Here is a 13,424-nt window from a genome sequence, read left to right on the forward strand (position 1 = left end):
CGCGTGGCCCCCGACGGAGGATTGGGAGACCGTGGACGCGCAAGGACGTGGGCGGGCAGACGACGTGGATCCCGCAGACCAGTGGGTGCTGAATCCGCGTACCGGTGAGTACGAGCTGCGGCTGTCCCCCTCCGCGCCCGCCGCACCGGAGCCGTCCGTCCCCGGCCCCCGCGCGGCGGGCCGCCGTACGGCCGCTCCGGGCCGCGAGGTGCCGCCCCAGCGACGGCGCCGCCCGGCACCCGAGGAGCCGGTGCCCGGGCGCCGCGGACGCCGGCCGGAGAAGAAGAAGTCCCGGGGCAAGAAGGTGCTGCTGTGGACCGGCGGCACCATGGCCTTCGTCGTCCTCGTGGCCGGCGTGGGCGGCTACGTCTACCTCAAGCACCTCGAGGGCAACGTCTCGACGACGGACGTCGGCAACGCCGGAAGCAGCAGCTTCAAGAAGGACGAGGCCTTCAACATCCTCATCATCGGCACCGACAAGCGCACCGGTGAGGGCAACGAGGGCTACGGCGACAAGGGCAGCGCCGGGCACGCGGACACGAACATCCTGCTGCACGTCGCCAAGGACCGCTCCAACGCCACCGCGCTGAGCATCCCCCGTGACCTGATCGTCGACATCCCCGACTGCGAGACCAAGCAGGAGGACGGGAGCACGAAGGTCATCCCGGGCTCCTCCGGCGTCCGCTTCAACCAGAGTCTCGGCGACCTCGGCCGGGACGCGGGCTGCACGATGCGCACGGTGACGGAGACGACCGGTGTCAAACCGGACCACTTCATGATGGCCGACTTCAACGCGGTCAAGACGCTGACCTCGGCGGTCGGCGGCGTGGACGTGTGCGTGGAGCACGCCGTGGACGACCCCAAGTCCCACCTCAAGCTGCCCGCGGGCGAGTCCACCGTCGAGGGCGAGCAGGCCCTCGCCTTCGTCCGCACCCGGCACGCCTTCGGCAACGAGGGCGACCTGGACCGCATCAAGGTGCAGCAGCAGTTCCTGGGCTCGCTCATGCGGAAGATGTCCTCCAGCGACACCCTCACCAGCCCCACCAAGCTGGTGAAGCTCGCCGAGGCCGCGACCAAGGCCCTCACCGTGGACAGCGCCATCGGCAACGTGGGCACGCTCAAGGACGTCGCCCTGGAGCTGAAGAAGGTGCCGCCGAAGAACATCACGTTCGCCACCGTGCCGGTGCTCGACAACCCGGCCGAGAAGGTCAAGGCGACGGTGGTCGTGAACGAGGCGAAGGCTCCCCAGGTCTTCGACATGATCAGGAACGACATCTCCTTCACCGAGGTCGAGCAGAAGAAGAAGGCGAAGCAGAAGAAGGAGGACGCGGCCGTCGCCGCCCGCCTGGAGGGCGAGAAGTCGGAGCCCGCAGAGGTCCGCGTCCGCGTCCTCAACGGCGGCGCCCCCTCCGGCAGCGCGGGACGGGAGCTGACCTACCTCCAGAACGAGGCCGGGGTCACCAAGTCCGAGAACGCGGGCAACGCCCCGGCCGACATCGCCAGGACCACCCTGGAGTACGCCCCCGACCAGGCCGACCAGGCCCGCGCCCTCGCCGAGATCCTCGGCCTGTCCGGCGCCGCCATGAAGCCCGGCGAGAGCGTCACCAACTCCCAGGGCCTGCCCGCCATGACCCTCACCCTCGGCAAGGACTTCAAGGGCGCCGGGGTCAAGCTCGACGCCAAGTCCATCGAGACACCGGACCTGGAGAAGTCCACGGCCGACCAGAAGCTGTGCGCCAGTTGACCTGAGGAGCCCGTCGTACGTCTCACAGGACGGCGACGGGACCGCGCGCCGGCGCGGGGGTGGGGAGAGGGACGCGAACATGACGCGGAGCGGTGTGCAGGGGGAGGACACGCGGGAGGACGCGGCGGACGCGTCCGAGCGCGAGAAGACCGTCCGCAAGGACGCAGACGAGGCCGTCGACGGCACCGGGGACGGCACGGAGGAATCCCGTCCGCGGCGGCGCCGCCGCGCCCTGCGCTGGACGGCGGTGCTGCTCGCCGCGGTCCTGGCCGGCACGGCCGGGGCCGGTTACCTCTACTACGAGCACCTCAACGACAACATCCGGCAGGACGCCCTGAACCTGGGCGACAGCAAGGTCGCCGCGCCGACACCGAACGCGGCCGGGCAGACCCCGCTGAACATCCTCGTCATCGGCTCGGACGCCCGGGACAGCGAGGAGAACCAGCAACTGGGCGGCGCCCGCGAGACGTTCGGCTCCACTCCGCTGGCGGACGTGCAGATGCTGGTGCACCTGTCCGCCGACCGCAGCAACATGTCGGTGGTCAGCATGCCGCGCGACACCCTGCTGGAGATACCCAAGTGCACCGACCCGGAGGACGGCACGGTGTACCCGGCGAGCGAGGGCCGGGTGATGACCAACCAGAGCCTCGGCCACGGCGGTCCGGGCTGCACGGTGGCCACCTGGCAGGAGCTGACCGGCATCCACATCGACCACTTCGTCATGGTCGACTTCGCGGGCGTCGTCTCGATGGCCGACGCCGTCGGCGGCGTACCGGTCTGCGTGGACGCCAACATCCACTCGCGCGACGGTGCGGGCCACGGTTCCGGCCTGAAGCTGGAGAAGGGCACCCACCCGGTCAAGGGCGAGCAGGCCCTGCAGTGGCTGCGCACCCGGTACGGCTTCGAGGACGGCAGCGACCTCGCGCGGGCCAAGGCCCAGCACATGTACCTCAACTCGATGGTGCGGGTGCTGCGGGAGAACGCCACCCTCAGCAGCCCGAACAGGCTGCGCAGGCTCGCCGAGGAGGCCACCGAGGCGCTCACCGTCGACCCGGGCCTGGACTCCGTCAAGAAGCTGTACGACCTCAGCACCGAGCTGCGCACGGTCAAACCCGAGCGCATCACCATGACCACCATGCCCAACCGGTACGTGGGCGCCCGTGTCGAACCGACCGAGGACGCGGAGCAGTTGTTCCGGCTGGTGCGCGAGGACATCGCCCTGGACGGCAAGGACGCGAAGGAGAAGCCCGACGCCGAGCCGGAGCCGCCCGCCGATCCGGCCGCGCCCGACGACGAGCTGGCGGTCCAGGTGCGCAACGGCACCCGCACGGCCGAGCGGGGCACCGCCCCCGGGCGCGCGAACGCGATCGCCGGGCTCCTGGTGGAGCGGGGCTTCACGAAGGCCGTCGCGGACCCCTCGGTGCTGCCCAGCGAGGACCGTACGGTGATCCGCTACCCGAGCGCCGACCTGGAGGGCGACGCGCGGCGCGTCGCCGAGTCCCTGGGCATCCCGGCGAGTTCGGTGAAGCGGTCGACCGACGTCTCCGGCGTCACGCTCGTCGTGGGCGCCGACTGGCGCGAGGGCACGGCCTACCGGGAGCCGGGGAGCGACGACAGCACCCCCGAGTCGGCCGAGGCCCTCAACGGCGCCGACGACAGCGCCTGCATGCACGTGAACCCGGGGTTCACCTGGTCCTGAGGGACGTCAGCGCGCCCCGGCGGCGTCCGTGGCGTCCGCGTCCGGCCGCACCGCCGGGCGCCGCGAGGCGATGACCTTCCTGGCCAGCGACTTCGGGCTGGTCAGGAAGCCCCAGCCCCAGGACATGTGCATGGTCGCCAGCGCCACCGGGATCTGCGCCCGCGCCTTCAGCCCGAGCCCCTTGCCGACGGGCAGCGAGCCGGCCACGATCGCCGCGAGGTAGCCGCCGGGCACGACGAAGCCCCACGGGGTCAGCGCGGCGCCCACCACGACACCGGCCGCGATGGCGCACACGGCGGCCGGCGGGGCGAGGTAGCGCAGGTTGATGGAACCGGCGTGGTAGCGGGCGACGACGTGGCGCCAGCGGCCGTAGTCCTTGTACTGCTTGGCCAGCGCTCGCACGGACGGCCGGGGGCGGTAGGAGACCTTCAGCTCGGGCGAGAACCAGATCAGACCGCCGGCCTCGCGGATGCGGAAGTTCAGCTCCCAGTCCTGGGCGCGGATGAACTCCTCGTTGTACCCGCCCTGCCGCTCCAGCGCCTCGCGGCGGAAGACACCGAGGTACACCGTCTCGGCGGGCGCGGCCCGGCCACCGGTGTGGAACGCGGCGTTGCCCACGCCGATCTTCGACGTCATCGCGGCGGCGACGGCGTCCTCCCAGGCGTTCTCCCCCTCGGCGTGCATGATGCCGCCCACGTTCTGCGCGCCGGTCTCCTCCAGGAGCCGTACGGCCGTGGAGATGTAGTTCGGCGACAGCATGCCGTGGCCGTCGACGCGGACGACGACGGGGTGGCGGGAGGCCTTGATCGCGGCGTTCAGCGCGGCGGGCGTCCGGCCGGTGGGGTTCGGCACGGTGTGCACGCGCGGATCCTCGGCGACGAGCTCGGCGGCGATCTCTTCCGTACGGTCCGTGGAGGGACCGACGGCGATCACGACCTCCATCTCGCCGGCGTACTCCTGGGCGAGGATGGCGCGGACGGCGCCGCGCAGGTGCCGCTCCTCGTTGAGGACGGGCATGATCACGGAAACGGCGGGCAGCCGCACGTCGGACTTGGCGTTCATCGGTGCTCACGTTACCGCGAACGGGGGACACGGGTGCGCGCCGCGGGGGTCACGGCACCGGTCAGCAGATCGTATGGGCCTACGGTGCTGACGAATCCCACGTCCGGCCTCACGCTCCACGCCCAGGGGCCCGTCCCCGCGGAGGTGTCCCCTTGTCCACGCCGCCCCGCTCGTCCCGGGTCCCGGCCTCGGCCGGCCGGGGCGCTCCCCGGCCGCAGCGCGCCCCCCGGCCGTCCCGGCGTCCGCCGAAGCCCCCCGTACGGCGCAAGAAGCCGCGCTGGGCCATGCGGGCGGTGACGGCGCTGTCGGTGGTGGTGCTCGGGTCCGCCGGGATCGGGCACGCGGTGCTCACCGGCCTGGACGACGACATCTCGCGGGTCGACGCGTTCAAGGACATGAAGAACCGGCCCAAGGCGGGCGGCGGCATGAACGTCCTGATGGTCGGCACCGACGGCCGGGACAGCATCACCGAGGAGGAGCGGCGCACGTACCGGCTGGGCGGCGCGCCCTGCCACTGCACGGACACCGTCATGATCGTGCACATCTCGGCGGACCGGGAGCGGGCGAGCGTGGTCAGCCTGCCGCGCGACTCGTACGCCGAGACGCCCGGCCACACCGACCGCACCACCGGCGAGCACCACGAGGGGCACCCGCTCAAGCTGAACGCCGCCTACGCCGAGGGCGGCCCGCAGCTGACCGTCCGCACCGTGGAGCACATGACCCACGTGAAGATCGACCACTATCTGGAGGTCGACTTCACCAGCTTCATGAAGACCGTCGACGTCCTCGGCGGGGTGAAGATCTGCACCGTCCAGCCGCTCAAGGACAGCTACACCGGACTCGACCTCGCCCCGGGCACCCACACGCTCATGGGCGGGCAGGCCCTGCAGTACGTGCGCTCGCGCCACCTCGACGGCGCCTCGGACCTGAGCCGGATGCAACGCCAGCAGCGCTTCCTGGCCGCGCTGATCGACCGGGCGACCTCCTCGGGCATCCTGCTGAACCCGCTGAAGTTCCGTGACGTCACCCGGGCCGTGCTGGGCTCGGTCCGGGCCGACCAGGGCTTCGGCACCGACGAGCTGCTGACGCTGGGGCGGGCGATGCGGAACTTCTCGCCGTCGTCCTCCGAGTTCACCACCGTGCCGATCGGGCAGATGGGCTACGCCGTCAAGGGCGTCGGATCGACCCTGAAGTGGGACCCGGTGAAGTCGAAGCGGATCTTCGACGCCCTGCGCGAGGACAAGCCGCTGTCCGCGCCGAAACCCAGGCCGAAGGGACCGGCGCCGGTACGGGTCCCGGTGGACCCGCGGCAGATCCGCGTCCAGGTGGAGAACGGCACGCGCACCCCGGGCCTCGGCAAGCGGGTGGACGACGCGCTGGCCGCCACCGGCTTCCGCACCACCAAGGCGCCGCGCAACGCCGACGGCCCCGCGGCCGGGCGGACCGTCGTCGCCTTCGACCCCCGCTGGGACCAGTCGGCGAAGTCGCTGGCCGCCGCCCTGCCCGGGAGCGAGCTGAAGCCCGTCGAGGGGCAGGGGGCGACGCTGAAGGTGATCGCCGGTGCCGACTTCGAGAAGGTCGTGAAGGTACGCCCGGCCGACCCGCCGCAGGAGTCGGGCACGGTGGTGCGGGGCGACGAGGTGGTCTGCGGCAAGGAGTGAGGCGCGCCGGTCCTGCCGCCGCGCCCCCGCTCAGTTGCCGGAGACGGTGACCTTCTCGTCGTTCTTCAGCTCCTGCACGAGCTTCTTCACCTTGGCGTCGTCCCACTTGAGGTTGCCGCCGACGCTGCCGGAGATCGGCATGTTCATTGAGGTGCCGTCGCCGCCGCTGACGCTCTTCATCGCCCAGAACATGCTCGCCAGGTCGAACAGGCCCATGTCCTTGTCGACGATGAGGGAGTCCAGACCGGCGCCCATGGTCGGGTACAGCCTGAACGGGTTGAGGACCGTCGACGGGGTGGCCACCTGGCTCGCCAGCGCGGACAGGAACTTCTGCTGGTTCTTGGTGCGGTCCAGGTCGGAGCCGGCCAGCGCGTACCGGGTACGGACGAAGGCGAGGGCCTCCTGGCCGTTGAGGGTCTGCTTGCCCTTCTTGAGGTCGGCGCCGGACTTCTTGTCCTTGATGTCCTGCGGGATGTCGATCTCGACGCCGCCGACCGCGTCCACGATGTTCGCGAAGCCGCCGAAGCCGATCTCGACGTAGTGGTCCAGGCGCAGCCCGGTGTTGTACTCGACGGTGCGCACCAGCAGCTCGGGGCCGTCCTCGGCGTAGGCGGCGTTCAGCTTCGTGCGCCGGCCGGTGCTCGGGTACTTCTTGCCGGACTCGGAGCCGACGAAGCTCGGGATCTCGACGTCCGAGTCGCGGGGCAGGGAGATCAGCGTCGACCCGTTGTCCCCGGTGTGCAGGATCATCATCGAGTCGGTGCGCTTGCCCTCGGCGTAGCCGGTGTGCAGGTCCTTCATCTCGTCCTTGGACATGCCCTCGCGGCTGTCCGACCCGACGATCAGGTAGTTCGTGCCCTCGCCGGCCTCGGGCCGGTCGATGACCTTGGACAGGTCGACCTCGCGGTTGAGCTTGGAGTCCGCCCAGAAGTAGGTGCTGACCGTGGTGACGACCAGCACGGTCACCACCGTGATCGCGGTCCACTTGATCCGGCGGCGCCAGTTCGGCGCGGGTCTGCCCTGCGCCTGGCCGCCGGGGCCGTGACCGCCGCCACTGCCCCCGTAGACCTGGCCGGTGTTGTAGCCGCTGTCGTAGCCGTCGCCGCCGTACCCCTGGCCGTCGGTGTACGACGGCTGCTGGGGCACCCCGGCGCCGTACGGCGGGGCCGACGGGCCCGGGCCGGGCGGCGGCGTCGCACCGCGGCGGACCTGACGCATCACGCGTGCGCTCTCGGGCCGTGCGCTCGCGCTGCCGCGCCCGTATCCGCTGCCGCGGTTGTCACCGGACCATCCCTCGGGCCAATCATTCATGCGCCCAGTGTGCCGGGCTGCCCTGTGGGCGGGACAAGGTATGTCGGGAAATCAGGGCAGCGCTGTTGCGAACCCGACACAAAACCACGCCCGTGTGACCCCGGCATAAGGTGGAGGGCATGACAGACCAGGCACAACAGGCCTCGGCCGCACACCCGGCGCCCCCGGAGATCCCGGGCAAGCCGACCTCGGCCTCCCGCACCACCCTCAGCCACATCATGACGCACAGCGACACCAACCTTCTGGGCACGGTGCACGGCGGTGTGATCATGAAGCTCGTCGACGACGCGGCGGGCGCCGTGGCCGGACGGCACTCCGGCGGACCCGCCGTCACCGCGTCCATGGACGAGATGGCGTTCCTGGAACCCGTCCGCGTCGGTGACCTCGTCCATGTGAAGGCCCAGGTCAACTGGACCGGCCGCAGCTCCATGGAGGTGGGCGTCCGGGTCATGGCCGAGCGCTGGAACGAGTCCACCCCCGCCACCCAGGTCGGTTCGGCCTACCTGGTCTTCGCCGCGGTCGACGCGGACGGCAAGCCGCGCACGGTCCCGCCGGTGCTGCCCGAGACCGAGAAGGACAAGCGCCGCTACCAGGAGGCCCAGATCCGCCGCACCCACCGCCTGGCCCGCCGCCGCGCGATCATGGAGCTGCGCGAGAAGCGGGCGGCGGAGGGCTTCGAGGACTGACCGGCCGGGACGACCGGCCGGCCGGGACGCCGGTCAGAGCATCAGCAGCAGCCGTGTGTTCGGTACGAGCTTGCGGTTCACGCTGGTGCTCTGCACGAAGATCGTGAACTCGTCGTTGTGGTCCGGCTTGATGCGGACCTCGACGTCCGGCAGACCGAGCAGGGCCCGGGCCTCGGGCCCGGTGTACACCCGGTCCGTCTTCTTCTCCAGCACCGATATCTGCTTCTTCGGCTGGACCTTCTCCGACTTGCTGAGCTGGTAGAAGGCCCCGCCGGTGCGGTAGGTGTGCCCGCTCTCGACGACCCACTCCCGGATCGCCACGTCGCGGGGCACGTCGATGAGCCGGTACTTCGAGCTCTCCACCGGGGTGAGGCCGGCCGCCCTGACGGTGTCCTTGTTGACCGCGTCCGCGCCGGTGGAGAACACGGTCCGCGAGCCCCGGATGCCCTTGGTGCGGCCCACCATGAACTTCTCGGTGGCCTCCTGGATGACCTGTCCGGCCTCCTCCAGGCCCTGGGTGCTCGTGGCGTCCCAGATCGCGATGTTGTCCTTCGGGAAGCCGTACTGCATGGCCTCGCGCTTGCCCATCTGGTCGGGGACGAGGACGGCCAGCGTCCAGTTGTCCTCCTGCGTCTCGATCATCGAGGACACGGCCCGGACCAGGGCGCGCGGGTCACGGGCGGGGGCGTCCGGGCAGCGGTGGCTCACGTTCTCCTGCCCGTCGGTGAGGACGAAGGTGAGGAAGCTGTGGTCACCGTAGAGCTGGGCGGTCTGCGCCAGCTCGTGCTGCGACTTGAGCGTGGCGGCCAGCAGCGCCGTCATGCCGCCGACCCGGTACATCTGCTTCAGCGAGGGCATCCGCAGCACGTCCTTGTCGTAGATGACGCACTCCACCCGGTCGGCGAAGACGTACACCGTGACGCGGGTCTCCTGGTCCAGCTCCTGCGAGCGGCGGGCCAGGTAGGCGATCTGCTGGTCGGCGACCTCGACCACCTTGTCGCTCAGGCGGCGCATGGACGAACTGGCGTCCAGCACGAGAGCGACGTGGTTGATGTAGTTCTGGCTTGTGGACATGGTGGCTCCCCCTCATACCGAGTGCCGTTCACCGGCTTCCCGACGCGATGGATCCACCGTCTCACCCGCCACTGACAACGGGTCACGACGGGCGAGGGGCGCCCGGCCCGCGGACGCCCCTCGCCGTACGACTCCCCCGCCGCTACGGCAGGTTGCGCGCCATCACGATGCGCTGGACCTGGTTGGTGCCCTCGTAGATCTGCGTGATCTTGGCGTCGCGCATCATGCGCTCCACCGGGTAGTCACGGGTGTAGCCGTAGCCGCCGAGGAGCTGGACGGCGTCCGTGGTGACCTCCATGGCCACGTCGGAGGCGAAGCACTTGGCGGCGGCGCCCTGGAAGGTGAGGTCGCTGTCGCCGCGCTCGGACTTGGCGGCCGCGGCGTAGGTGAGCTGGCGGGCGGCCTCGATCTTCATGGCCATGTCGGCGAGCATGAACTGGATGCCCTGGAAGTCCGCGATCGGCTTGCCGAACTGCTTGCGCTCCCGGACGTAGCCCTTGGCGTAGTCGAGGGCGCCCTGGGCGATGCCGAGGGCCTGGGCGGCGATGGTGATGCGGGTGTGGTCCAGCGTCTTCATCGCGGTGGCGAAGCCGGTGCCCTCCGCGCCGATCATGCGGTCGGCGGGGATGCGGACGTTGTCGAGGTAGACCTCGCGGGTCGGGGAGCCCTTGATGCCGAGCTTCTTCTCCGGGGCGCCGAAGGAGACGCCCTCGTCGGACTTCTCGACGACGAAGGCGGAGATGCCCTTGGAGCGCTTGGTGGGGTCGGTGACGGCCATCACCGTGTAGAACTCCGACTCGCCCGCGTTGGTGATCCAGCGCTTGACGCCGTTGAGCACCCAGAAGTCGCCGTCGCGGACGGCCTTGGTCTTCATGCCGGCCGCGTCGGAGCCCGCGTCGGGCTCGGAGAGGCAGTAGGAGAACATGCCCTCGCCCTTGGCGAGCGGGGCCATGTACTTCTTCTTCAGCTCCTCGGAGCCGGAGAGGATCACCGGGAGCGAGCCGAGCTTGTTCACGGCCGGGATGAGGGAGGAGGACGCGCAGACGCGGGCCACCTCCTCGATCACGATGACCGTGGCGAGCGCGTCGGCGCCCGCGCCGCCGTACTCCTCGGGGACGTGCACCGCGTGCAGGTCGTTCGCGGTCAGGGCGTCCAGCGCCTCCCGCGGGAAGCGGGCCTCCTCGTCGACCGCGGCGGCGTGCGGCGCGATCTTCGCCTCGGCCAGCGAGCGGACGGCGTCGCGGAGCATGTCGTGCTCCTCCGACGGGCGGTACAGGTCGAAGTCAGCCGATTCGGCCAAGGTGTCTCACGCTCCAAAACGCTGTGATGCTGGGCACGCTAACTACCGTTAAGTAACCCAAATTTTAGAGCCCGCCCGCGTTCGTGGATAGGTGAGCTTGACGACAGGCGACCGAAAGGTTTTTCCCGCGCCCCCGATATGCTCGGGCGCGCACCCACGCCGTACACCCCTGGAGCACCCATGGCCCTCAAGATCACCGTGATCGGTACCGGTTATCTCGGCGCGACGCACGCGGCGGCCATGGCCGAACTCGGTTTCGAGGTGCTGGGTCTGGACGTGGTGCCCGAGAAGATCGCGATGCTCCAGCGGGGCGAGGTCCCGATGTACGAGCCGGGGCTGGAGGAGCTGCTGCGCAAGCACGTCGCGGGCATCGAGGGGTCCAGCGGGCGGCTGCGCTTCACCACCGACTTCGCCGAGGTCGCCGCCTTCGGCGACGTGCACTTCCTGTGCGTGAACACCCCGCAGAAGCACGGCGAGTACGCCTGCGACATGTCCTACGTCGACGCCGCGCTGGCCTCGCTGGCGCCGCACCTGACCCGACCCGCGCTGGTCGTCGGCAAGTCGACGGTGCCGGTGGGCTCCGCCGACCGGCTGGCCGCCTACCTGACCGAGCACGCGCCGGCCGGCCACCGGGCCGAGCTGGCCTGGAACCCGGAGTTCCTGCGCGAGGGCTTCGCCGTCGAGGACACGCTGCACCCGGACCGGATCGTGGTCGGCGTGCGCAGCGAGCGGTCGGAGAAGCTGCTGCGCGAGGTGTACGCCACGCCGGTCGGGGAGGGCTCCCCCTTCGTCGTCACCGACTTCCCGACCGCCGAGCTGGTGAAGACCTCGGCGAACTCGTTCCTCGCCACCAAGATCTCGTTCATCAACGCGATGGCGGAGGTCTGCGAGGCCGCCGACGGCGACGTCGCCAAGCTGGCGGAGGCCATCGGGTACGACGACCGGATCGGCCGCAAGTTCCTGCGGGCCGGGATCGGCTTCGGCGGCGGCTGTCTGCCGAAGGACATCCGCGCCTTCATGGCACGCGCGGGCGAGCTGGGCGCCGACCAGGCGCTGACCTTCCTGCGCGAGATCGACTCGATCAACATGCGCCAGCGCGGCCAGATGGTGGAGCTGACCCGGCAGGCGCTGGGCGGCGGCCCGTTCCTCGGCAAGCGGATCGCGGTGCTCGGCGCCACCTTCAAGCCCGACTCGGACGACGTACGGGACTCCCCCGCGCTGAACGTCGCCGGGCAGGTCCACCTCCAGGGCGCCCAGGTGACGGTGTACGACCCCAAGGGCATGGAGAACGCCCGCCGGCTCTTCCCGACGCTCGGCTACGCCGACTCGGCGCTGGAGGCGGTGCGGGGCGCGGACGTCGTGCTGCACCTCACCGAGTGGCGGGAGTTCCGCGAGCTGGACCCGGAGGTCCTGGGCGAGGCGGCGGCGGCCCGGGTGATCCTGGACGGCCGCAACGCCCTGGACCCGACGCTGTGGCGCAAGGCCGGCTGGACCTACCGGGCGATGGGCCGCCCCACCGCCTGACGGCGGCAGGAGAGGGACGCCGGTTCGGCCGAGGCTCAGTCGGCCGAACCGGCGTCCGTCCGCATTGTGCCGCAGGACACGCCCGGGCTGCCGGGGAAGCGGGCGGTGTTGACGACTCCTTGGCCCGGCGCGGGCGCTCAGCCGTCCAGGTCGCCGATGGTCGCCGTGGACGGCTCGCGGCGCAGTTGGGCGGCCTTCGCGGTGAAGGCCGCGGCGCGCAGGACGCGCTGGAGGTTTCCCCAGGTCAGCAGGGCGATGTCCGCCTCGTCCCAGCCGCGGTGGAGCAGTTCGGCGATGAGCCGGGGGTAGCAGGAGGGGTCGCCCAGCTCCAGCGGGTGGGCGGTGCCGGTGTCGTAGGTGCCGGAGAGGCCGACGCTCCGCGGGCCGGCCACCGCGCGGACGTGGTCGAGGTGGTCGGCGACGTCCCGGACGGTCGGCCCGGTCTGCTCGGCGGTCAGCGGCACCATGCACAGGCCGCCGGCCGCGCCCAGCTCCGCCAGCAGGTCGTCGGGGAGGTTGGCCGGGTGCGGGCGCAGGGCGCGGGTGGCGGAGCGGGTGCACAGCGCCGGCGCCTTGGACACCGCGAAGGTGCGGCGGACGGTCTGGGCACAGGCACCGGAGAGGTCGGCGAGGACACCGAGGCGGTTCATCTCGCGGACGACCTCCTCGCCGAACCGGGTCAGCCCCGCCTCGCCCGCCCAGGACACCCCGGACAGCGTCAGCGCGCGCAGGCCGAGGGCGTGCAGGGAACGCAGGATGCCCAGGCGGTCGCCGATCGCGGCGGCGCCCGCGGGACCGGGCAGCACGGCGACCCGGCCGCAGTGGCGCGCGTCGATGATCTGCCCCGCGTCGCGGGCCAGGCGCAGCCCCTCCGGGTGGGCCCGGACGACGGTCTTGACCAGGTCCAGCCGCTCCAGCGTGGCACCGACCGCACGGTCCCCGTCCACGGACTCCGGCAGGTGCAGCGACCACAGCAGCGCTCCGACGCGCCCCTCCCGCAGCCGCGGCACGTCGGTGTCGACGGCGCTCTCGCCCAGCTCCAGGTCGTACCAGGACAGGTTCCCGAGGACCCCGGGCAGCCCGTTGCAGCCGTCGGCGACGGGGTGGGCGGCCAGTACGGCGAGCGCCCGGGTCAGCGGCTCGTCGCCGGGGCCGGACACGGGCGCGCAGGGCTCCGGCGCACAGGCCTCCGCGGCGAGCGGCACGGGCAGGTCGTCGAGCCCACCGGCCTCGGTACCGGAGTGCAGGTCGTCCTGGAGATCTGCCATGGCGGTGCTCCGTACGGTCGTCGTGCGATACGGCCACCGTCGCACGGAGCGGTAGGGGCTTCCTGGTGGGCGGGGCGTTCGGGGGTACCGGCGCC

Annotated in this window: 10 protein-coding genes; 5 read left to right on the forward strand and 5 right to left on the reverse strand. The window is 71.3% G+C overall.

Annotation, left to right across the window (positions count from 1 at the left end; all coding sequences use genetic code 11):
* Positions 1–31 precede the first annotated feature (31 nt).
* Positions 32–1,744, forward strand: coding sequence for an LCP family protein (locus Sdi02f_RS13065; RefSeq protein WP_174843343.1), 1,713 nt, complete (start codon positions 32–34; stop codon positions 1,742–1,744).
* 79 nt (positions 1,745–1,823) lie between these two features.
* Positions 1,824–3,443, forward strand: coding sequence for an LCP family protein (locus tag Sdi02f_RS13070; protein WP_031186010.1), 1,620 nt, complete (start codon positions 1,824–1,826; stop codon positions 3,441–3,443).
* Positions 3,444–3,449: 6 nt separating this feature from the next.
* Here the strand turns inward: Sdi02f_RS13070 and Sdi02f_RS13075 are convergent, their stop codons facing one another.
* Positions 3,450–4,505, reverse strand: a complete 1,056-nt coding sequence (locus Sdi02f_RS13075) for a glycosyltransferase family 2 protein (RefSeq protein ID WP_031186011.1) — start codon at positions 4,503–4,505, stop codon at positions 3,450–3,452.
* Between the two features lie 152 nt (positions 4,506–4,657).
* On the opposite strand from Sdi02f_RS13075, the gene Sdi02f_RS13080 reads away from it, so the two are divergent.
* On the forward strand, positions 4,658–6,166 hold the full coding sequence (locus tag Sdi02f_RS13080) for an LCP family protein (RefSeq protein ID WP_234319987.1): 1,509 nt from the start codon (positions 4,658–4,660) through the stop codon (positions 6,164–6,166).
* Positions 6,167–6,196: 30 nt separating this feature from the next.
* Here the strand turns inward: Sdi02f_RS13080 and Sdi02f_RS13085 are convergent, their stop codons facing one another.
* The gene (locus tag Sdi02f_RS13085) at positions 6,197–7,477 is read right to left on the reverse strand and encodes an LCP family protein (protein WP_174843344.1); all 1,281 of its coding nucleotides are present in this window, start codon (positions 7,475–7,477) and stop codon (positions 6,197–6,199) included.
* A 119-nt stretch (positions 7,478–7,596) separates the two neighbouring features.
* Here Sdi02f_RS13085 and Sdi02f_RS13090 point away from each other — a divergent pair, with 119 nt between their 5' ends.
* On the forward strand, positions 7,597–8,163 hold the full coding sequence (locus Sdi02f_RS13090; protein ID WP_030404325.1) for an acyl-CoA thioesterase: 567 nt from the start codon (positions 7,597–7,599) through the stop codon (positions 8,161–8,163).
* Positions 8,164–8,196: 33 nt separating this feature from the next.
* Here the strand turns inward: Sdi02f_RS13090 and Sdi02f_RS13095 are convergent, their stop codons facing one another.
* Positions 8,197–9,237, reverse strand: coding sequence for a vWA domain-containing protein (locus Sdi02f_RS13095; RefSeq protein WP_053665731.1), 1,041 nt, complete (start codon positions 9,235–9,237; stop codon positions 8,197–8,199).
* 142 nt (positions 9,238–9,379) lie between these two features.
* Positions 9,380–10,537 (reverse strand): acyl-CoA dehydrogenase, encoded by a 1,158-nt coding sequence (locus Sdi02f_RS13100; protein WP_031186013.1) that lies wholly within the window; start codon positions 10,535–10,537, stop codon positions 9,380–9,382.
* Positions 10,538–10,717: 180 nt separating this feature from the next.
* Between Sdi02f_RS13100 and Sdi02f_RS13105 the strand changes: the two genes are divergently transcribed.
* A complete protein-coding gene (locus Sdi02f_RS13105) occupies positions 10,718–12,061 on the forward strand; it encodes a UDP-glucose dehydrogenase family protein (RefSeq protein ID WP_030404328.1) in 1,344 nt (447 codons plus the stop codon).
* Between the two features lie 137 nt (positions 12,062–12,198).
* On the opposite strand, the gene Sdi02f_RS13110 is transcribed toward Sdi02f_RS13105, so the two are convergent.
* Positions 12,199–13,329 carry a dipeptidase gene (locus Sdi02f_RS13110; RefSeq protein WP_108933299.1) on the reverse strand — a complete coding sequence of 377 codons (1,131 nt, stop codon included), beginning with the start codon at positions 13,327–13,329 and terminating at the stop codon, positions 12,199–12,201.
* Between the last annotated feature and the right edge of the window lie 95 nt (positions 13,330–13,424).

Origin of the sequence: Streptomyces ardesiacus (assembly GCF_003112575.1) — a bacterium.
GTDB lineage: Bacteria > Actinomycetota > Actinomycetes > Streptomycetales > Streptomycetaceae > Streptomyces > Streptomyces ardesiacus.